This window comes from Candidatus Villigracilis sp., assembly GCF_057083605.1.
The window spans coordinates 1-21,702 of record NZ_JBXMTI010000158.1; the positions used below are offsets into that span (position 1 = coordinate 1).

The window sequence follows — 21,702 nt, forward strand, 5'->3', positions numbered from 1 at the left end:
TGGTTTTTGGTGTTCCGCACAACACTTTGGCAACATTTTGGCAATTTTTTAGTCTGTTGTGGGAGATTTTTAAGAACATTTTTCGAACTAGGGGTTTTTCGACAGTCTCGTTGGGCGCACAGAAGCCACCTTGAGGAGAATATGAGATGTCATCAATCGAAGAGAACAAGGCCATCGTTCGACGGTATTTCGAAGATGCACCCTTCAACCCAGCGACTTGTGACGAGATCTTTGCAGAGAATATCCCCTGGCATGCTCTCTACCACACAGCCAACCCCGATTTCAACTCGACGCCCCAACTTGAAAAAGAAGCCTATGCTCGCCATAAAAAGATTTGGGGCGATTGGATCGAGAGAATTGACCTAATGATCGCAGAAGATGATAAGGTTATGGTGCATTGGGTCGGTCAGGCGGTCCAGCAAGGCGAATATTTCGGTATTCCCGCCACACGCAGACCGATTTCGCTTTCTGGTATTTACATCTTTCGTCTCGAAGGCGGCAAGATTGTTGAAGTATGGAATATGTGGGATCAAGTCGGCGAATGGCAGCAGTTAGGTATTCTCCCAGAAACGAAAGAATTCATTGCGAAGGCGAGAGAGGCTATTTTGGCGGAGCGAAATGGATAGATCGTGGTGTGCGCCCAAAACAGCGTGCAGCAACTGTCTTTAGATTTAGAGCAGTTGCTGCACTTTTATTCTAAATTTCCTCATTCATATCTAAACCTCATCACCCCAACCGAAAAGAATACTGCTGCAAACCCAAGCAAGACTCCTGCTTCGGGCAGGATATCTATCAGTCCGCCGCCGCGCAAGCCCAAATCTAACAGACCTTGCATGGCCCAGGTGGTGGGAAGGACTTTCACAATATTTTGAACCACGGCGGGGAATAACTCCAGCGGATACCAACAGCCGCCCATGAGTGCCATCGCCATGCCCATCATAGTGCTCAAGCCGCCTGCCTGACCTTCTGTCTTGATGAATGTCCCCATGGCGGTTCCAATCGCACCTGCAGCCAAGGCTGCACTGGTGAGGATGATGAGCAAGGCCAGCGGCTCACGTCCCCAACCAAGGCCCATGATAAAGATGCCAAACAAAATAAGTAATGACATTTGAACCAGTGCCATCAGCACCTGCCCTGAAATTGTCCCAAGCAGGTAGGTAGCTTTGCTGGTTGGTGTAGTAAGGACTCGGCGCAGAGTCCCTTGCTGGCGCTCGTAGGCGAACAAAGCCGATATACCGAACAAGGGAATGAATACCCAGGTAATTAATTGTCCCGCCGATGAATTAGCACGCGGATCGTAGTCAACGTCATCGGGCGTGTTGCCTTCAATAACAGTCACACGTTCAGGTGCATCCGCTTGAATGGATTGTGCAAGTTTCAAGGCTTCGTTGAAATATACCTGTTCATCCTCCGCAGATTCAAATGTACCTCTGGCTTCGGCTTCTTCAACCGCCATATTTGCAGCATTGACCGCACTGCTGACTTGACGAATGGCAGTTTGCACGGCGCGTTCTGCAACTGTCGCGTTCAAGTTATTCGGCTGCTGGCGAAAATCCAATTGAGCGCTTCCATCTTGGATTGACTTCAAATCCAAACCTGCGGGAATGACCAAAACTGCAATGGCACGGCGCGAGTCAAATTGGTCTTCGGCCTCTTCGAGAGTTAATACATCAGGCCTCACCGCAGTGGATTTATCCAACTCGGAAATGATCTCTTGTGAAATGGATGTGTTTGCTTGGTCCACAACCACAAGGCGGATACGGTTGTCGTCATCATCAGAGGGGGTTCCGCCTGCGAGCAGGAAGGTAAAGATGATCGGCAGAACGACGAAGAACAACAATTCTGATGAACTCGCAAAACGGATGATGGCGTCCTTCCATGCAATGGCGAATATTTTTTTCATTAATAACTCCATAAATGTCGTTGCGAGCGCACGTTGCGAAGCAATCTCCTACTATGAAAGGATTGCTTCGTCGCAGAGAGCAAGAGCGCTCCTCGCAATGACATGGGTTACTTCTGCACCAAATTCTTTTTGCCGAACAGCACCACAGAGATTAGGAATAAGATCATGCCCATTGAAAGCAGGGCAGTGATCGGCGTGGAAAGATCGGCAAGCGTTCCGCCAAGTCCCAGCGTGGTAAATCCATCCAAAGCCCAGGCGTTGGGTGTGATTTTGGCGAAAGTCTGCACGATGGGCGGCAATTGATCGAGGCTGATGAAACTTCCGCCCATGATGCCGAAGATCAACATGATGGCCGAGCCGACACTGCCGACTTGTGCTGGGGTGCGAGCCATGGCAGTGATGAACATACCCCAGCCTGTTGCACCGAAAACTGCCGCGAGCACGAGCATCAGCACGCCCAGCGCATCGCCCCACTTGAGTTGAAATAATAATGAGGATGCGCCGATCAGGATCAACATTTGCACTGTGCCTGTCAGGAAAATTCCAAAAACTTTGCCGCCTAAAATTTGCGTGGAGTTGGTGGGGGAAACGAGCAGGCGTGGCAATGTGCCTTGTGATTTTTCTGCGAGGATGGAACGCCCGCCGTAGCTGACGGTGTACATCAAAAACAATAATGCCATGCCAGGCGCGAGATAAGCGAGCACATCAAATTCAACGGCTTCGCCACTTGCAGTGGATGAGTTGAGTGTGATTGCAAGAGCTTCGTTATTTGGTGCATCCTGCAAGCGTTCGCTCATTTCCAACCCTGCCTGCTCCGATTGTTGCGGGGTGATGCGGCCGCTGATGATCAATTGCAAAATAGATGTTTGTCCGCTCACACGTCCTTCCTCTACGCGGCTCATGAATTCATCCACAATGGATTTAATAATCCCTGCACTGGTGGGCCGCGATGGATTTGCGTAGACTTCGATTTTTATTACTTCGAGTTCCGCAATGGTTGTTGAAAAACCTTGTTGTGATGGGATGATGCTTTGCGTGAATCCCTTGGGGATGATAATAGCTGCCGCGGATTCATCTTCATCCACAAGACGACGGGCCGCTTCAGGATCCTCGCCGAAAGTTGGTTCAACCAATTCGGCCAGTTCCTCCGCTGTAAACACATCTGCCAATGCGTCCCCTAATTGTTCATCATCCAGATTGACAATGACAACGGGAATATTAGTAATGCCAGTATTCGCATTACCGCTGAACCGCCCGGTGACAAGACCGAGGCCGAGAGTTAAAACAAAAGGCGCGGCCAGCATAAGAATTAACGCGGCGCGGTCACGAAATGCGATACGCAGGTCTTTGATACCGATCAGGAATAGTTTGAGCATGTGCTTCTCCAGACTTCCCACCGACGACAGGAGTCGTTGGACTCCGTTTAGTCGCGTAGCGCGCGTCCCGTCAGATGCAAAAACACCGCTTCCAGATTCGGCTCGCGGATGTCGATTGAATGAATCTTGATGCCACGTTCGTTGGACTTGCTGACTACGGTAGCAAGCACATCTTTTGCGGAATGAGTGATGACAGAAATCTCATGGTTGACGACACTTGCTTCGAGCACATCCTTGATGCCCTTGAAAGCCGTGACCAAGGCTTCGGGGTCGTCGTTTTCGCTGATATGCAGAATGAGTGTTTCAGTTTCGCCCACTTGTTTTGTCAACTCTTTTTGTGTGCCGATAGCAATCAATTCACCATGGTCAATGATGCCAACGCGGTTTGAGAGTTCCTCGGCTTCTTCCATATAATGTGTGGTGTACAGCAGAGTCATACCTTGCTTGTTCAAATCCTTCACTGTGTCCAAAATCGCGCGGCGGGATTGAGGGTCAATGCCAACCGTGGGTTCATCCATGAAAAGGACTTTTGGTTTGTGAAGCAACCCCACGCCTATATTGACGCGGCGCTTCATCCCACCTGAATAGGTTTTGACCCTGTTCTTCGCTTTATCTGTTAAACCGATTTGTTCCAGCACTTCATCCACGCGGGCGTTGAGCGATTTTCCGTTCAAGCCATACATCTGCCCCCAGAAGACCAGGTTTTCTTTTGCGGTTAGGTGTTCATAAAGCGCTAGGTCCTGCGGCACGACACCGATCACATTGCGCACACCCATTGGGTTCTTTGTGATTGAATATCCGCCAACCGTGGCTTCACCCGAAGTGGGTGCATACAACGTCGAAAGCATAGAGATGGTGGTCGTCTTACCTGCCCCGTTTGGGCCGAGCAGGCTGAAAATTTCACCTTCTTCGATATTAAATGAAATACCTTTTACTGCCTTAAAGTCACCATAATTTTTGGTAAGGTCTTTTACTTCGAGAATATTAGGCATGAGAACTCCTTGGATTATTAAGGCTATCTACGACAGGATTAAAGATTGGTTTCACACTACCTATCGCCTTCCGCCACATCTTTCGCGATCTTCACAAGTTGCTTTGCAATGCTTTCCATAATTTCGTCGGGCACGCCATCCAACGCTTTGCTTTGGACGCGCGTATCAATTTCATCGTTGACATAATCAATGACGATGAATTCATCAGCCAGGGCGATCTCTGTAGAAAACCAATCCAGCTTGCAGATTGAGGCGATGCGCTTCGTCACATCCCGCAAACTGCCGAGGCGATGCTGTGACTCTTCCTCCGCTGTGAGCGCCGTATAGATGTGCGTATCCATATCCCACCAGCAGGGATAGGTTTCACCGTTCGCAAAAAAGACGCGGAACCAGGCGGGGGACTCGTCGATGGTGCAGGGCGTGATATGAGCTTGAATCAAATACTTTTGCTCCGGGAATTCCATGCGCGCCTGCAAAATTTCCTCCAAGGATGATGCGCCAAGGATTACCCCCTCCCCTCCGCCGCCGTTCGATGGCTTAATCACAAAGTTATCGCCAAGAGGAGTCAGATCAAAAGAAGGAGGGACAGGTTGTTCAAGAAACGGCGCGAGCAAAATGGTATAAGGAGTATGCAGCCCTGCGTTTATTAACTCAAGGTGCATCGTAGCCTTATCTTCTGACCAGGCCGAGACTTCGGCAGGATTGATGCGATGCGCGCCAAACTCAAGCGCCCAACGCGGGATGGGATCGAAGGTCGGCTCGCCTTGTCCGCGATGGAGCAGGGTTTTGAAAGTTGTGACTCCCTTATAAAGAGCCGTTATAGATTCAAGTAAATTATCAGGTTTGATCTGCCAGAGTGAAATTCCCTCTTCAATACAAGCACGCTCCACCATGCCAACAAAGACATCATCATATTCCCAGTACCAGGGCAGGCATAAGTCGTAGCGCATGGGCGTGATTATAGTCGAAGGGTCGAAGGTCAAAGGTTGAGGGTCGCACGCATTTGACTTTGGACTTTCGACCTTTGGCCTATTATTTCACTGGTAAAATGGACGCATTAATTCTAGAAAAGGAAAATATCATGAGTAAAGATACAGTACAGGATGGTTTGGTTGTTTCAATGGACTATAAATTAACCGTGGATGGGGAACTCCTCGATTCTTCCGATGATGCAGGCCCTTTGCAATTCCTTGTGGGATATGGAAACATCATCCCCGGGTTGGAAAAGGAAATGATGGGGATGAAGATCGGCGATAGCAAGGATGTAGTGGTGAAACCCGAAGATGGATACGGCGAATTTGACGATGAAGCCTTTATGGATGTGCCCCGCACTGAATTCCCCGAAGATATGAAGCTAGAAGAAGGCATGGAATTACACGTGACAGATGAAGACGGGGAACATCAGGCCGCCTATGTGACCAGTTTTGACGATAAGACTGTCCAACTGGATTTCAATCATCCGCTGGCAGGGGCTGAATTGCATTTCTCGGTCAAAGTGGTTGCCCTGCGTGAACCCACCGAAGAAGAAATGGATCACGGTCATGTCCATGAAGGTGATGGGCATCAGCATTAACAGCAAGATTGTCTTGAAATAAATAGCGGACTCGGTAAAAGAAAACCGAGTCCGCTATTTAATGTTTTAACCTTGTTGTGATGGCTCGCCCTCATTTTCCGCATCACCTGTAAGGTAACCCTCGAAATAAAAATTGTCAAAAGCCACGCCTAGGCTGTGCAAACCAACTACCAAATAAAAATTGTCAAAAGCCACGCCTAGGCTGTGCAAACCAACTACCAAGCCAACCTGACCAGAGATTGCGGGCATGGTTGCCGTATTTGCAAGTTGTCCATTTATATAAATGTTAATTGTGCTTGTACCTTCACTCGATGTGACATCCACTTCCACTCTGTTGGTAGCCACACCAGGGCGTAGATTGCCTGTTGGTACCCAACCACCGCTAAAAAAGCCTCCCCAATTATTTAATTGTTTGTCATAACTCCAAACTCCATAGACTTGCCATGTGGTAATTTCTATATCAATATAATTACCGCCTACCTCTCGCAAGAGCAACCCAAAACTTCGATCTGTGTAGCCATCTACAAAAGTTGCATCGATGCCCATTTTGTAATCTTGCGCTTCGCCACAGTCTTTACAAATGGCAGTATAGGCTTCCCCAGTTATTGAGACTGGATATGGCCCCATGCGCATGACGCCATTTTCAATGATACATTGCCCGCACTCAAGCCACCTGCCAGTATTGGTGCTGAAATCATCCTGAATGACGACAGGGCCCGGTGTAGGCGTTGGCGGTGGCAAGGGAGTGGCGCTTGGAGATAGGGTAGGTGTGGCGAGCGCAGCCTGCGTCTCTGCTGCCTGTTGAGCTTGAACTGTTGTTTCAAGAACAATCTGCGTTTGTTGAAGTTTGAGAGATTGTTCTGTGGCCCACAGATTTGGCGTCGGTGCAGCGGGAAGCAGGATGCTCGTACAGGCAGATAAAATACTAGCAATAAGCAGGTTGAAAACGATGTATTTGTTTTGGCGCAAGCTAATTTTTTTTCATTATTGACCCTCTCTTTTCCTAAGTTTAATTATTTCGTCATTATACCTGCTCAGCTTGTGAAATTATCATCAAGTTGAGATAGATTTTGTTGTCTTTTTAACTGCCAGTTCCAAGCTTGTTTAATTCCGAAAATGAAAACGACCACTCCCAGTACAAAGCCCCCGAAATTGCTTAGGAATTCGCTGACCAGTTCCCATTGGCTTCCGAATAAATATCCCAGCCCGCCGTAGCCAAAGATCCATACGGTTTCACCGAAAACATCGTAAACAAAAAATCTTCTATATGGAAAATCTGTTGTCCCTGAAAGTAAATTGACAGGCAATGCAATGGCAGTAATCAAGAATCGCGAAAAGAAAATAGATAACGGCCCCCACTTTTGAAAAGATCGCTCAGCTTGCTGCCAGCGCGGTGTTTTGCTGAAACGCTGTAAGACCAGGTCGCGGGAATAATATCCCAATGAATAACTGACGGCATCGCCAACAACAACGCTAATAAGGCTGACGATGGCGGTGGTATGCCAGGGCAGGAGTCCCTGGCGTGCAAACGCGCCGGCCGCAATGACGATCACTGTGCATGGCAATGGCACACCAAGTCCGCCAATAAAAACGATCACCCATAGCAGGGGCGCACCATAGTTAATGACTTGTGTAAGCAAATATTCAGACATGCGAATTGCCTTACGGCACGGTTGGAGTCAGCGCTGACTGATGCGCAAGGATCGCTGCTTTGACGATCTGTATGGCGAGTCCATCCGCTTCAGGAAAATATTCGTCATTTATTTCTTTGAGGCTTTTATCGTGATTGTCTCTGGGTGAAATTTCAAGTGCATCAAAGAGCACCTTTTCAGGGACACCATATGTGTGCGCAATGAAGGGGGCAGTCATCCATTCGCGGATGAGTTCAACATCACTCTCAACCTCCCCGAACGAGGGCGGCGGTGGACGATGCCCGTTGAATTTTCTGAAAGCATGAAAAGCACGTAAGCCAAAGAATGCAATCAACAGACATCCGAGGATGGTCAACACGATGATAAAAGCACGTTGTTTTAGATTGACCAGTGTCGCCATTTATTAACTTGCCTTACGCACTTTTACCACGGAGAACACAAAGAGTACAGAGAAATCCTTTTTAAAGCCTTAGTGGACTGTGTGCTCTCAGTGGTGAATGTTTTTGGGTTATATCGCATCGCGAACTAATCCTGCCACTCCAATTCAAAATCGTCGATGAAGACGGTATCGCCTTCCTCTATGCCAGCCTTGCGGAGGGCCTCGTCCACGCCAAGATGGATCATTAACTTTTGGAACCTGCGGATGGAGCCATCATGTTCCCAATAGGTCATTTTGGCGGCGCGTTCAATTGCTACGCCGCTGACACGCCATTCATGGCCGTCCTCGCGTTTGACCTCAAATTGATTCGGGTCCACATCGGGTCTATAAACAGGGAGCGCTTCCACTTCCGTAACTTCGGCGGGCAACTCCTGCAATTGCTTGTAAGCGGAAATTAAGATGTCCCGCGTGTTTGTGCGTGCCATTGCGGAGGCTGTGATCAGATCCACTTTTTTCTTTTTGAAACTGGCTTTTATTTCCTTGAGCCGTTCCTGCACATCGGGCTGGTCGATCTTATTCAGCACAACAATTTGTGGCTTGGTTCCCAATTTGGGGTCGAATAAAGACAGCTCGGTGTTGATCTGGCTGAAATCTGCCAGCGGGTCTTCCGATAGCCCGTCGATCATGTGGATGAGGACTCGTGTGCGTTGAATGTGGCGCAGGAAATCGTGCCCCAAGCCTGCGCCTTGGTGCGCGCCCTCGATAAGACCGGGAATATCAGCCATTACAACCGTGGTGTCATCGTCAATATTTGCCACGCCGAGGTTTGGCTCAAGAGTCGTGAATGGGTAGTCGCCGATCTTTGGCTTGGCATTTGTCAGCGCGGAAAGCAGGGTGGATTTCCCAGCGTTGGGAAGGCCGATGATGCCGATATCCGCTATCAGCTTAAGTTCGAGGCGCAGCAATTTTTCTTCGTGAGGTTCGCCGCGTTCAGCAGTCCGAGGGGCCTGATTACGCGAGGTCACAAAATGCTGGTTGCCGCGTCCGCCGCGTCCGCCTTTACAAACTGTGAGGCGTTGGCCGGGATCAGTTAAGTCGCCGAGCAGCGCGCCTGTCTCAGCATCATAGATAACCGTACCCGGCGGCACGGGAATAATGAGGTCTTTTGCACCGCGCCCACTTTTTTGTGAGCCGCCGCCATTTTTGCCAGGGTCTGCTGCAAACTTTTCATTTTGTCGAAACGCGGAAAGCGTGTTGAGTGTAGCCTTTACCTCGAAAATGACATCGCCACCCTTGCCGCCATCGCCGCCGTCGGGGCCGCCCAGCGGCACAAATTTCTCGCGGCGAAAATGCACCATGCCATCGCCGCCTTTGCCTGATTTCACATGTATGTTAACTTGATCTATAAACATTATTTTTTGTCCAATCGGCTTGTATTATAAGGGATGATTGATATGGAAACGGACAGGTTTTGTTGTATGATGGAATAAGATAAATTATCCTGGGAGGGTTCTTTGATGACTAAAATACCCGCTTCACATTTTGACCTGATTCATGGCCCGCGCGTGGCGGCATTGACCACGCTGATGCCTGATGGCTCTCCGCAGACCACCGTCGTATGGTGCAACTTTGACGGGACGCACGTGTTGGTCAACACCATGCGCGGCTTCCGCAAAGAAAAGAACATGCGCGCCAACCCGAAAGTGACTCTGCTCTGCTATGACCCGCGCAAACCATTGCGTTCGCTGGAAGTGCGAGGCGTTGTGGTCGAAATGACAGAGGCAGGGGCAATGGAACACCTGGATGGGCTATCCGAACTCTATACTGGCAAGAAGCCGTATTTCGGCGAGTGCGTGCCCCTCGAACTTAAGGAGACCGAAACACCCATCCTATGCAAAATCCTACCGACACATGTAGTTGCGCTGGACGCAACTTGTAAGAAGGAAGCTGTCGTATGAATACCTTAATCCCTGAAAGCCACATGGAGTTGCTTACGCGCCCGGTGCACGGTGTGTTGACAACCATCATGCCCGATGGACAACCTCAATCCTCTTTGGTGTGGTGTGACTTCGATGGCGAATGTGCTTGCGTCAACACCTCGCGCGAACGACAGAAGGGGAAGAATATGATGTCGAATCCCAAAGTTTCACTGTTGATCGTTGATCCAGAAAACACTGGCCGCTTCCTGCAAATCCGTGGCGAGGCAGAGCTGGTTGAAGAAGGTGCACTCGAACATCTGGACGCGATCACGAGGAAATACACATCCCATCCGCAATATTATGGGTATGTCTTTCCGCTGGAGAAAAAGGAACGCGAAACGCGCATCATCTGCCACATCCATGCGAAAAAGATTACCCTGGATGCAATTCATGGTTAGGAATGGGGGGAAATACTTATTTGCTTCTAAAAATGATGATATAGAATGATAATGTTGGATATGGATTACTTGAGTAAAATACTTCCGTTGTATTCAAGTTCATAATTTAGAGGATATATGAGTGAACCTGATTCAAATGCAGACAAGTTTGGATCCCAACAGGGTGTTTTTCTGATCGTTCACCGCCAAATGATCCCTTTGGTGAAGCCGGTCACTACACTGGGAAGACACCTCGGGAATGATATTGTTTTTCACGAGGATTTCCTATCCCGTTTTCACGCGGAGCTGGTTAACGAAGATGGGAAGTTTGTGCTGTACGACAAGAATTCAACCAGCGGTACTTTTGTAAATGGTAAAAAGATAGAACGCTGTGTGTTGAATTCGGGGGATGTGATCTCACTTGCGAATATCAATATTATGTTCGTGAATAACAATGCCAATATCGCATTAAAGTCCAAGGGAACGACACAGAGTTTACGAAAACCCTGAGGTGGCTAATGGTTGAAGGTAAGATACCGCTGATCCTTGTTATAGATGATGAACCTGCCATTCGGCTGGGGCTGGTATCTGCCATTAAGCATCATGGCTACAAAGTCATCGCTGCAGAAGATGGGCGTGACGGGCTTGCGAAGGCCGGGGAATTTCTGCCCGATTTGATCATTTCGGATGTAATGATGCCGCCCCCGGATGGATTTGAGATGAAGCGCCTCATGAGCCTCGACCCGAAGCTGGCTGCCATTCCATTTATCTTTCTCACAGCCCGATCCGGTGTGGATGAAAAAATTTCCGCCATTCAAAGCGGGGCGGATGATTATGTTTCAAAGCCATTTTCAATCGATGAGGTACTGGCTCGCGTAGATGCCTTGTTAAGGCGGGTTCGGGAGTCTCGCGAACGCGGGCGCGAAGAGATGCGGGAAATTGCAAAACAGGATCTGGAAAAACTTCAGGGCGAAATCCTCCAGAATTTCCATCACGAGTTACGGACTCCATTGACCAATATTATGATGCCCTTGCAACTGGCGTTCAGCAATAAATTCGATGACCCTGCCGAGCAAAGTAAATTCATCCACATGGCGCTATCCAATGCAGATAGGTTGGATGCGCTCGTTTCGGATATCGTGATCCTTTCGAATATCGACCATGGCAACCTCAACAGAGTAAGGCAAAGTGTGGATGTGAAGACTCATGTCATCGGTCCGATTTTGAAGCGGCTGGATCGGTATCGTTCCAAGGAATTGAAATTTTCCCATTCAGTTGAAAATCAGGGTGAGATCAAGGCGCCCAGGCAGGAGTTCACACAGGCGGTTTTACATCTGGTGGATAATGCTTTTAAATTCAGTCCACAGCATGGGAATGTGACTTTGAAAATTCAGGCAGGCCCCAATGGCGCGGCAAAGATCACAGTCACCGATGACGGCCCCGGTGTCTCCTCAGATGAACGTGAAAAAGTCTTTGACAGGTTTTATCAAGTAAGCCGTGGCGACAGCCGCGAATACGAAGGGCTTGGCGTTGGGCTGACCATTGCGCGGGCGATCTTCGAAAGCCTGGGCGGATATGTAAAATTTGTTGATGTTAACCAGGGCTGTATGGTGCAGGCATCTCTGCCAGAGATACGGGAGAATGACATTGTCTACGGATGAAAAGACCATCCCGATCAAGAAAGCAGCGATCAAAGCCGGCTTGCAGCTTGAAAAAAAGAAAAAGAGATGGCGCGGCGATCTCTTTGGCCACGCCTTGTTCGAGCAGATGGGGGAATGCGTTTTCATCATCGGTTTGGATTTGCACTACCTAGCTGCGAATGAGCAGGCGCTTGACCTGCTGGGGTACACAGAAGATGAATTATTGAACCTGTCTGTGGGTGACGTAATGTCTTTAGGTGATGCCATCGACCAAACCGATCAGACCAATATCTACGAACGCATCTTTAAAAGGAAAGACGGAAGTTTAATTCCCGTGGAACTCAGCACAACGGTTGTGGCCGATGAAAATGGCACCCCGGCTTATATTCAAAGCATTGTCCGTGATATTTCGGAGAGAAAAGAATCAGAGAAATTTTTGAAAAGGAGCGCACGCATCCTCTCGGTCATTAGTGAGGCGAGCGCGCGTTTGTTCCGCTCTGCAGATATTGAATTGGGAATATCCGAGATGTTGGAACTGCTGGGGGTTGCGCTGGATGCCTTCTCATGCGTGATCTTTGAATTGGATCAATTTCAAGGAAGCCCTGTTCTCAACGTTCGTTATAGTTGGGTGGACGGTAAAGCGGCTGGCTTTGATATTCAATCTGCCATTCAACCGCATATCCAATCCCTTGCATCTGCGCCTGAAAATGCGCTGGCCGAGATCAATGCTGGAACAGATGCGGTGGTTCCTGAATTTTCTTTTCTTGCGATTCCAGTGCAGGGAACAAGAGGCCTGAGCGGATTCCTTGGCCTGTTTGACCGGGAAAATAAACTATCCTGGCTGACCTCCGATTTTGATGCCGTACAGACATCTGCCAATGTGATCAGCGCCGCCTTGCAGCGCAGTCAATATGAGGAAACGATCCGTCTCGACCAGGCTCGCAACCATGCCATCGTTGAGGCCCTGCCAGATCTTTTGATCCGCATCAATACCGATAACGTGATCCTGGATTACAGTTGCAATCCTGATCACCCCTTATATATCCATCGCGATCTGATCGCTGGCAAAAAATTCAAAGAGACCTGGCCTGAAGATATTGTGGCTAACATTATCGGCACTGAAAACAAAAATACATTCAAAATCTCAAACTGGGTGGAGGGATTCAGTCTTCCATTTAGCAGCGGCGTATATGAAGCGCGCCTGCATCCGATCAATGATTTTGAAGCGCTGATCATCATCCGCGATATTGGCGATAAGATGCGCCTCAACGATATGAAGACCGATTTTATCAATCGCGCCTCCCATGAATTGCGCACGCCTCTGACCTCCGCCATCCTGATGGCAGACCTGATCCAAAAAGGCGGCACAGCGGAAGAATTACAGGAATACTGGCAGACTTTAAGAAAGGAATTGGATCGCCAGAAGAATTTAATAGATCGCCTACTCATGGCGGGACGATTGGAAAGCGGCATGTTGCAGCTTGAAAAAACTCCATCCGATCTTTTTTCTGCATTGGAAGAATCCGTTCAAGCTGTAAAACCCATCGCAAATAAAAAACGAGTGAATCTTGCGCTGGATACTTCGCTAAAACCAATGCAGGTATTGGGAGATAAGGGAGCATTGGAACAGGTTTTCATTAATTTGATCAACAATGCAGTTAAGTTCTCGCCTGAAGGTTCCAGCGTGAATATCATGGTCAGCGATGCAGGTAATTTTGTCGAAATCAAAATTAAGGATCAAGGTATGGGCATTGCATTGGATGCCATCCCATACCTGTTTCAAAAATTCTATCGCGCCAAAAATGTTACCATCGCGGAAATCCCCGGCAGCGGCATCGGCTTGTATATCGTCAAATCCATTGTAGAGGAATTGGGTGGTGAGATCAGGGTCGAAAGCGAATTGAACAAAGGCACCACATTTGTGGTTTCACTTCAAAAAAGCGATAAGTAACTCAGCTTATGCGTCCACGCTTCGACTGCACTCCTGGGCGTACACTCGTCGCTCCGCTCACATCGTCCCGATGTCCTTTGGGAGGACGAAGTTCGCGCGAGCGGAGAGCGGGTGTTCGTTCCCGCTCGCAGTCGAAGCGTGGGTGTGTAAGGGAAGTGGAAACAACGTTTCACATTTCTAAATGCTCGTTCGGGATGGTAAAACAAAAAGCGGACCCCTTTCCAAGCCCCTCCGATTCCACCCATATCTTTCCCCCATGCATTTCAATAATCCGTTTGATAATTGCCAGCCCGATACCTGTCCCTTCGCTGGTTGGGTCCAATTTATCAAATAGACCAAATATCCTTGTCTGATATTCTTTCGGAATCCCCAGGCCGTTATCTTTGACGAAAATTACCCGCTCTTCTCCGTCCCGACAGCCGATCTCGATCAGCGGAGAACCCTGCTCACCCGTATATTTGGATGCGTTGTCGATCAGGTTTTGGAAAACTTCGCGAAGCCTTTTTCGATCTCCATAGATCACGGGTAGATCAGGTGCCACTTTGATATTAACATGACGCGACCTTAGGATGCCGTCCATTGACTCTACGACTTCCTGAACAAGCTCAGCCAGCGGAAACTTTTCAGGCGGATTCACAACCCGTCCGATCCGCGATAGCTCAAGCAGGTCGGTGATGGTGGTGTACAGATACTCAGTCGCATTTGAGATGCGGCGAAAATCCAATTGAGCTTGTTTATAGTTACCGTTTTGAATATCCTTTTCAACGCTTCCAAGAAAGCCTTTGATGGTGACGATTGGGTTTTTCAATTCATGTGAAACTGTATATGTGAACCGTTCCATCTCTTCGAACTTTTGCTCCAACTGTTCATTGATGCGTTTAAGTTCCCGCTCGCGCATCTCTTCCAGATTCCGCAGGTGCCACCTGAAGGTTAACAGCAAACCAGTTGATAGTAGAATGAAAAACCACATGTTGCGAAGACTCCAGAAGGGTGACTCTGGAGAAGACTGATCCAGTGTATTTAGAAATGCAAATACAACAGCCAGGATCAAACCCGATATGGTGGCTGTCCACTTCAGCGGGAAAAAGATTGCAGTCAGCAGGATCGGGATCAGAACGAAAGCCAGAAAGATCGACTTTCCGCTGGAAGAAAAAGCAATATATGTGAAGATAGTGGAAAACGGGATCACGATCCCCGCAACTGCATAACGGTTGTATCCCAATCGGTTGGCGATATACATGCCAGCCACAATGACCAGCATGACGATGGCTCCTTGAACTTCTGGTTCGCGAACATCATGTGGGTCAAATCGAATCACAATCACAAGGATCGTTATGCCAAGCAGAAGCAATACCAACAAGATCGCGGAAAGCAACCTCGTTCGTTGTATCTTTTCAGGGTTTGTGATTCTGCCAGGAGGATCCAAGAGCCAATTGAGGAAAATATTCATAAACATCTCATTGGCTTAACAAGTTCATGATTTTATCAATCGACATACGCCGATTATACCTGTTGAATGCATCTCGTTATTCCTACATACAACAAAAGAAGTCGGGTGAATTCTTTCACCCGACTTCTTAACACCAAGAGCGGCAGCCAGCTTAGAGCTTAATGTCGCTTTTGCGGTCCGAGAATCTTACATTCTTTTACACATCAACGTGAGCGTTTGTCTACAGCAAAGTTTACTTTAGGCTAAATTTGATTCTTACATTAGCTCTGATGGTAATTTGACCAAATGCAGCAATATTTATTTGCTCAAAATTTAAGCTGCTGTAATCATTAAGTGACAAGCTAAAGGATGCATAAGAACTATTCGTCTCTGGATACGGCACAAACTCTTCAACTAATAACGGGGCATCGATCTCTTGACCCAATTCACTCGCCATATTTTGAGCTTTTTCTTTTGCGGATTGGACTGCTAGTTCTCGCGCCTCTGCCCTATATTTCTCAAGTTCAGAGACTCGGAAGTAAACGCCCAATAGACGGTTTCCCCCCACCTTCAATACTTCGGTAATTATTAATTCAAGTTTAAGTAAGTCATGCACTGTAACCTTGATGCCATTTCTTGCCCCGAATCTATAGATTTCTGAAGAACTCTCCGGGCTTTCGGAAAATATGCTTAAGTAATCAATTTTTATGTCATCTTCTTCAATATGATGTTCCCTCAACACTTTAAGTACATTCCTGGCGATGTCGTTATTTTCTTCCTTGGCGATATTAACGTCCTTATTTGATGTGTAAATTCCAAATACGACTTCCGCGAAATCTGGAGCGACCTTGATTTCTCCTGAACCATTAACAATGATGCTCCTTTGTTCAGCTTCTACAATTCGTAGCTCTTGAACTTTTATCTCGGGAACTGGTGGCGGCGCGCAACTGAAAAGAAGTGCTGAAAATATTGTAAATAGTAGGTGGTTTCTAAGTCTCATTAATTCCTCCAAGATAATAGTATTGTACATGATTAATAATCGGCCTGCCTTCCGACAGACCGATTATTAATCTACATTACCATACAATTTTCTTATTTCTTCATACCAAACTTCTGCATCAACACATCTTTCAATGTTGGCTGGCCGATCTCCTGCAATTCATATCTCACACGTTGATGCGGTTTCTTGATCTTCATCACGCGGGAGAGATCAATCGGTGTACCAATAATGACCAAATCGACATCCGACTTGTTGATGGTCTCTTCGAGTTCCTTGGTTTGCTTGTCGCCATATCCCATTGCGGGAAGGATCGGGCCTGTCTTTGGATATTTCTCGAAGGTCTTTGCAATCGAACCTACTGCAAACGGACGCGGGTCAACGATCTCTTTCGCGCCGAATCTGCGAGCGGCAACATAGCCAGCACCATAGGCCATTTCGCCATGCGTCAGCGTCGGGCCATCCTCGATCACCAATACGCGCTTGCCGCGAATCGAATCAGGATCATCTACGAAGAGAGGTGAAGCGGCTTCAATCTGTATCGCATTCGGGTTCAGTTTGCGAAGGCTCTCGCGCAGTTTGATCACATTCTCTGCATCCGCCGTATCCACTTTGTTGATCACGAACACATCCGCCATGCGCACGTTGGTCTCGCCAGGATAATAAGTTGACTCGTGTCCAGGTCGGTGCGGGTCAGCCACAACAATTTGCAGGTCGGGCACATAGAACGGGAAATCGTTATTGCCGCCATCCCACAAAATAATATCCGCCTCAGCCTCGGCCTTGCGAATGATCTTTTCATAATCCACGCCCGCATAGATGATCACACCGTTATCGATGTGTGGTTCATATTCCTCGCGCTCCTCGATCGTGCAATCGTATTCATCGAGGTCGTCATAATTTGCGTAACGTTGAACTTCCTGCGCGATGAGATTTCCATAAGGCATCGGGTGACGAATAGCCGCGACTTTGTATCCCATCTCTTGCAGGATTAAAGACACGCGCCTCGTGGTCTGACTTTTGCCTGATCCCGTCCGAACGGCACTGATTGACACAACGGGCTTGGTGGATTTGATCTGTGTGTACTTCGTGCCCATGATGCGGAAGTCTGCACCCGCCGCATTGACCATCGCAGCCTTGTGCATCACATATTCATGCGGCACATCACTATAAGAAAAGACAACCTGCTCCACGCCATATTTCTTGATGAGGTCAAGCAGCTCTTCCTCTGCGTGGATGGGAATCCCCTTCGGGTATTGTGCACCAGCCAACTCGGTCGGATAGACGCGTCCTTCGATATCTGGAATTTGAGTCGCAGTGAACGCGACCACTTCATAATCCTTATTCCCACGGAAGAAGGTATTGAAATTGTGGAAGTCGCGCCCCGCGGCTCCCATGATGAGGGTTTTGATCGGCATAGGAATCTCCTATCGTACTACTATACTGGGGACAGTGTCCGACACAACTCCGCTTTGGTTTTGAGTCAAGTCGTTTTTACCCAATACGGTCTCTTTGATTATATTAAACGAGAAAACAGGCTGAAAGCATAGATAACTTTCAGCCTGTTTTTTATGTGACAGTTATTTCAGTAGGTTAGGCTTGCAGCCTGACAGCTTTTGAAGCCCTGATCTTTGGCAGGTTGAAAACCTGCCCTACGAATATCTATCGAGAATTTCCGCGTTTGATGGGGGCAGTCAGGCAGTGGGTGGCACCATATCCATTGACCAGCTTATTCAGTTCCGCGCTCATCACACGGAAACCGCGCCCTCGAAGTTCATTATTGACGCGCTCGTTTTTCGACAGGGCAACGATGACCGTATCATTGCCAAGGTTGAGAAGGTTGGTAGCGAAGTTCCGCTGTTCCCGCACAGTTATTTCCATGATCTCAATCCCCTTGCTGACGAGAAAATCCCTGAAACTTCCCAACTCTTCGGTGACAACTTTTCCATTATTTATCGAAAGACCAAGTACAGTACGGCGTGCCACTTCCTCATTGTTCGCCATGACCAGATTTTTTCGTAGTGGAATCCAGAACATATCCAGATGCATCACACTCATGTGGTCTTCGGTGGGGGCGGTGAATTTGGGTAACTCTTCAGCATGTTGTTCATTGACCACCGCCACAAGCTGGATGCCGTGCCCCTCCAATGTATCTCCTAATTTTTGACATAACTCCCTGACTGCGCTTATTTCGGTCCGCGCTCCAACACCGATATAGCAGGTGTCATCCAGGATAGCCATGTCGCCGCCTTCCAACGCACCGGAAGCGATCTCAACCAACGAATTGCGATAACCAAGTTCGATCAATGCTTCTTTGTAAACGCCCACCTCTGGCTTGCGGATTTCCCACTTTAATTCCGATAAGATCACTTTGTTTCCTAATGTCTGTGATTGGTCTCTGCCATAAAAAATATTTGCGAGAGGCAGTTTCTTTGCCAGGCTCAGAACATAATTGATTCGGATCGTGCCCGTCTCCCCAAAACATTCAATATCTTCTTCAAGGATCTGGTCGATATCTTTTTTTACTTGAAGGTAAATGTCTTCGAATGAGATATCTATCCCTGTCTGTGAAAGCTCTTCTGATTTGATAAGCTTGTATGTTTCGTAATACTCATTCGCTCTTTGCAATAACTGGCTTTTAAGTTCTTTGATGGATTCGGGATGTGATGGAAATAGATGGCTTTCAAGCAGGCGCGCCACCGCATCTTTTGCGCGGATCACAGTAACCCCCTCCCTCTCGATAAGGGTTTGTAACCCTCTAAACTCTTCACGCGCTCTTAAAACTTCGTAATAGCTAAAAAACAAGCTTTTTGATTTTGGGAGCAGTTGCCCAAGCAATGCCTCAATCCCTGGCTCACCCCATACAAGCACTTCCTTTAAAGATGCAATTTCACTGAATACCTGCGCTTGCGGCTCAGTTTTTTTCCGCATTTCCATACCTCTAAGAATATTTTGCCAGCTCGAAAGTTTTACATCACATCAGGCGCTTGAATGTCGAGCAACTTGAGCGCGTTGGCTATCGTCTGCTTTGCGGCAGCCACCAAGCGCAGGCGCGCGTTCTTGATATTCTCATCTTCCGTTTGTAGGACATTGACGGCGTGATAGAAAGAATGGAATACGTTCGCCAGATCATAAGCGTAAGCCGCCATCACCAGCGGACGGTATTCCTCCGCCGCCTGTTGCACGGCATTGGGGAAGTGTGAGATCTTTTCAATGAGTTCGATTTCGTGTTTTGTTAATTCATAGTCGAAGGTTGAAAGTTGAAGGTTGCCCGATTTTTGACCTTCGACTCTTGACTTCTTTAGTATCGAGTTCGCTCTCACGTGTGCATTTTGAATATAAGGCCCTGTCCGCCCATCAAACGACAAAGCCTCGTTGATGTCGAACACAATATCTTTGTTGTTATCCACCGAAAGCATGGAATAAACCAGCGCACCTAAACCAATCTGTGAAGCGATCTTCTCGCGTTCACTCGCAGGAATATCCGCACTCTTTTCAGCTTCCACGGAAAGCACTCGCTTAATAGCCTCGTCATAAACTTCCTTGAACAGTGCCACCCGTCCGCGCCGCGCAGACATAGCTCCCTCTGGCAGGCTTACAAAGCCATAGCCGAGGTGATAACATTTCTCGGCTTGTGGGAAGCCCCATAATTTCAATATAGCAAATGCCTGTTGCAAATGAAGCGACTGGCGCACATCCACCACATAGATCGAGCGATCTACATGATATTGCTGAAACTTGACCTTTGCCAGTGCAAGGTCTTTGGTCAAATAAAGCGATGTGCCATCGCCGCGCAAAATAACATTCGTGCGATATTTTTCCTTGGTCAAACCAAGCTTCTCATCGATCTTTACAATGACCGCGCCACCCTGCGGACGTTCATCGTCGGCGATCCCGCGTGCGATCAATTCGTCTACAATGGCTTTCGAAGGTTCATCTACTTCGCTTTCAAAGAACCATACATCCATTTTCACATCGAGGATTCGGAAAATATCGCGCAATTCCTCCAGCCCCCACTCACGAGTCATGCGCCACAACTGACGCACGTACTCATCACCCACATCCCACTTGCGATACATCTCGCGGCGTTCAGCATCGTATGTTTCACGTTTTGCAGTTTCTTCCGGTGTTTCATTTTCTTTTTTCTCGAGCTTTGCAGTTGCTTCAGCATAAATTTTCAGCAGCCATTGCCCGCGCTCGTGAATGCCTTCGGGCTCCTGTCCTTTATAAAATTTATCGTATGCCCAAACAATGGTAATGACACCCAGCCCAATGTCGCCCGGATAAGATGCGCGGATCGTGTCAAAGCCAGCAAATTCAACCAGCCTCGCCAGCACTTCACCTAAAATCGTATTACGAGCATGTCCAATATGGAATGAATGGGGCAAATTCGGTTGCGCATACTCGACCATGATTCTTTCGGATTTTTTTGCGCCGCGGCCAAAATCTGCGCCTGTGTTAAGTACTTCATCTACAACGCGGTGGGCATAATCGGATGTCTTGAAGTAGACATTGAGATAGCCTTTGACCGCCTCAATGTGACTGATGCCCTCCACGTTTCCGATTTGCGCCTTTACCTGCTCCGCAATTTCCTGGGCCTTTTGCGGCACTGGAGCTTTATTCCCTTTGCCCAGTTTCGCTTCGTTGGCAGCGGTCTGAAAAAATGACGTAGCGAATCCCCATTCCCCGGAAAAGGGAATGGGTTGCCATTTGAGTTCCGCCAGCGCAATATCATTCTGCGTGCAGAAGGCTTTTATTTTTTCTTCGATAAGTTGTTGTTCTTTTTGAAACATAAGCGAAGCAATCCTGTGGATGATTTTTGGATTATATCAGGTAGGCTGGACTCCAAAGTCTCCCGACTTTGGATATTTTCGATGTCCAACGACTAGAGTCGTTGGAGTCCATCACTTTAATTTCTTGAACGCCACAGGCGGAGTCTTTAATCTCTCGATCACTTTTTCCGCACATTCTTCGGGGTTTAGTAATGACGTATCCACTTCGAGATCATACGCTACATACCTGTGGATGACATCATATTGAAGGTGGGCTTGTCCTAGAGTGCGATCCTTACGATCAGCTTCGCGTCGCTCCACCACCTCCAGCGAACATTTCAGGCCGATGAGATAGGCGTTCATCTCTGCGAAAAGCTTTGCGCATTCATCTACCCAGGCTTTTTCCACGAAGACATGGTCAGCCAGGATGCTATTTCCGCGTTGGGCGGCAGCGGCAATAGCGTGATGCATGCCTGAAAACAGAGTCAGGCCCAATGGTCCGGATTGAAGCGCTTTTCCGAGCACTTCATCCCACAACGGGCGATCTAAATATCGGCTAGTGGTGTGTTTGAAAAGTAATTCAACATAGTCGTGACAGCTTGACAACCTTATACTTCTCATACAGTTTCTTTTGCGGAGTTGAGTATGAGAAGACGGAAACCAAAAACCATACGGCTGAGCC

Annotated in this window: 21 protein-coding genes; 7 read left to right on the forward strand and 14 right to left on the reverse strand. The window is 48.0% G+C overall.

The window, feature by feature from the left end; translation table 11 throughout:
* Positions 1–146 precede the first annotated feature (146 nt).
* Entirely contained in the window at positions 147–626 is a 480-nt protein-coding gene (locus AC14M5_RS22980; RefSeq protein ID WP_484032058.1) for an ester cyclase, read from the forward strand.
* An 80-nt stretch (positions 627–706) separates the two neighbouring features.
* On the opposite strand, the gene AC14M5_RS22985 is transcribed toward AC14M5_RS22980, so the two are convergent.
* From AC14M5_RS22985 to AC14M5_RS23000, 4 genes are all read right to left on the reverse strand, one after another.
* The gene (locus tag AC14M5_RS22985; RefSeq protein ID WP_484032059.1) at positions 707–1,903 is read right to left on the reverse strand and encodes an ABC transporter permease; all 1,197 of its coding nucleotides are present in this window, start codon (positions 1,901–1,903) and stop codon (positions 707–709) included.
* A 107-nt stretch (positions 1,904–2,010) separates the two neighbouring features.
* Positions 2,011–3,279 carry an ABC transporter permease gene (locus tag AC14M5_RS22990; RefSeq protein WP_484032060.1) on the reverse strand — a complete coding sequence of 423 codons (1,269 nt, stop codon included), beginning with the start codon at positions 3,277–3,279 and terminating at the stop codon, positions 2,011–2,013.
* A 47-nt stretch (positions 3,280–3,326) separates the two neighbouring features.
* On the reverse strand, positions 3,327–4,262 hold the full coding sequence (locus tag AC14M5_RS22995) for an ATP-binding cassette domain-containing protein (RefSeq protein ID WP_484032078.1): 936 nt from the start codon (positions 4,260–4,262) through the stop codon (positions 3,327–3,329).
* A 65-nt stretch (positions 4,263–4,327) separates the two neighbouring features.
* The gene (locus AC14M5_RS23000; RefSeq protein ID WP_484032061.1) at positions 4,328–5,221 is read right to left on the reverse strand and encodes an ATP-grasp domain-containing protein; all 894 of its coding nucleotides are present in this window, start codon (positions 5,219–5,221) and stop codon (positions 4,328–4,330) included.
* Between the two features lie 131 nt (positions 5,222–5,352).
* On the opposite strand from AC14M5_RS23000, the gene AC14M5_RS23005 reads away from it, so the two are divergent.
* Positions 5,353–5,844, forward strand: coding sequence for an FKBP-type peptidyl-prolyl cis-trans isomerase (locus AC14M5_RS23005; RefSeq protein ID WP_484032062.1), 492 nt, complete (start codon positions 5,353–5,355; stop codon positions 5,842–5,844).
* A gap of 66 nt (positions 5,845–5,910) precedes the next feature.
* On the opposite strand, the gene AC14M5_RS23010 is transcribed toward AC14M5_RS23005, so the two are convergent.
* The 4 genes from AC14M5_RS23010 to obgE form a co-directional block, all read right to left on the reverse strand.
* On the reverse strand, positions 5,911–6,813 hold the full coding sequence (locus AC14M5_RS23010) for a hypothetical protein (RefSeq protein WP_484032063.1): 903 nt from the start codon (positions 6,811–6,813) through the stop codon (positions 5,911–5,913).
* A 65-nt stretch (positions 6,814–6,878) separates the two neighbouring features.
* The gene (locus tag AC14M5_RS23015; protein WP_484032064.1) at positions 6,879–7,496 is read right to left on the reverse strand and encodes a DedA family protein; all 618 of its coding nucleotides are present in this window, start codon (positions 7,494–7,496) and stop codon (positions 6,879–6,881) included.
* Between the two features lie 10 nt (positions 7,497–7,506).
* Positions 7,507–7,896 carry a hypothetical protein gene (locus tag AC14M5_RS23020; RefSeq protein ID WP_484032065.1) on the reverse strand — a complete coding sequence of 130 codons (390 nt, stop codon included), beginning with the start codon at positions 7,894–7,896 and terminating at the stop codon, positions 7,507–7,509.
* A 125-nt stretch (positions 7,897–8,021) separates the two neighbouring features.
* Positions 8,022–9,287 (reverse strand): GTPase ObgE, encoded by a 1,266-nt coding sequence (obgE, locus tag AC14M5_RS23025; RefSeq protein WP_484032066.1) that lies wholly within the window; start codon positions 9,285–9,287, stop codon positions 8,022–8,024.
* A gap of 105 nt (positions 9,288–9,392) precedes the next feature.
* Between obgE and AC14M5_RS23030 the strand changes: the two genes are divergently transcribed.
* From AC14M5_RS23030 to AC14M5_RS23050, 5 genes are all read left to right on the forward strand, one after another.
* Positions 9,393–9,833, forward strand: coding sequence for a PPOX class F420-dependent oxidoreductase (locus AC14M5_RS23030; protein WP_484032067.1), 441 nt, complete (start codon positions 9,393–9,395; stop codon positions 9,831–9,833).
* A complete protein-coding gene (locus AC14M5_RS23035; protein ID WP_484032068.1) occupies positions 9,830–10,252 on the forward strand; it encodes a PPOX class F420-dependent oxidoreductase in 423 nt (140 codons plus the stop codon). Before AC14M5_RS23030 ends, AC14M5_RS23035 begins: the two co-directional genes overlap by 4 nt.
* Positions 10,253–10,369: 117 nt before the next feature.
* The gene (locus AC14M5_RS23040; protein ID WP_484032069.1) at positions 10,370–10,741 is read left to right on the forward strand and encodes an FHA domain-containing protein; all 372 of its coding nucleotides are present in this window, start codon (positions 10,370–10,372) and stop codon (positions 10,739–10,741) included.
* A gap of 8 nt (positions 10,742–10,749) precedes the next feature.
* A complete protein-coding gene (locus AC14M5_RS23045) occupies positions 10,750–11,892 on the forward strand; it encodes a hybrid sensor histidine kinase/response regulator (protein WP_484032070.1) in 1,143 nt (380 codons plus the stop codon).
* Entirely contained in the window at positions 11,873–13,822 is a 1,950-nt protein-coding gene (locus AC14M5_RS23050; RefSeq protein WP_484032071.1) for a PAS domain-containing sensor histidine kinase, read from the forward strand. Before AC14M5_RS23045 ends, AC14M5_RS23050 begins: the two co-directional genes overlap by 20 nt.
* A gap of 169 nt (positions 13,823–13,991) precedes the next feature.
* On the opposite strand, the gene AC14M5_RS23055 is transcribed toward AC14M5_RS23050, so the two are convergent.
* From AC14M5_RS23055 to AC14M5_RS23080, 6 genes are all read right to left on the reverse strand, one after another.
* Positions 13,992–15,272: a sensor histidine kinase gene (locus AC14M5_RS23055; protein WP_484032072.1), complete on the reverse strand. Its 1,281-nt coding sequence runs from the start codon at positions 15,270–15,272 to the stop codon at positions 13,992–13,994.
* Between the two features lie 232 nt (positions 15,273–15,504).
* Complete coding sequence (locus AC14M5_RS23060) at positions 15,505–16,251, reverse strand: SIMPL domain-containing protein (RefSeq protein ID WP_484032073.1); 747 nt, start codon at positions 16,249–16,251, stop codon at positions 15,505–15,507.
* A 92-nt stretch (positions 16,252–16,343) separates the two neighbouring features.
* Entirely contained in the window at positions 16,344–17,666 is a 1,323-nt protein-coding gene (locus AC14M5_RS23065; protein ID WP_484032074.1) for a cyclic 2,3-diphosphoglycerate synthase, read from the reverse strand.
* Positions 17,667–17,910: 244 nt separating this feature from the next.
* The gene (locus tag AC14M5_RS23070) at positions 17,911–19,179 is read right to left on the reverse strand and encodes a dimethylarginine dimethylaminohydrolase family protein (protein ID WP_484032075.1); all 1,269 of its coding nucleotides are present in this window, start codon (positions 19,177–19,179) and stop codon (positions 17,911–17,913) included.
* A 38-nt stretch (positions 19,180–19,217) separates the two neighbouring features.
* Positions 19,218–21,041, reverse strand: coding sequence for an arginine--tRNA ligase (argS, locus tag AC14M5_RS23075; protein WP_484032076.1), 1,824 nt, complete (start codon positions 21,039–21,041; stop codon positions 19,218–19,220).
* A 111-nt stretch (positions 21,042–21,152) separates the two neighbouring features.
* On the reverse strand, positions 21,153–21,626 hold the full coding sequence (locus tag AC14M5_RS23080) for a phosphotransferase-like protein (protein WP_484032077.1): 474 nt from the start codon (positions 21,624–21,626) through the stop codon (positions 21,153–21,155).
* Positions 21,627–21,702: the final 76 nt, after the last annotated feature.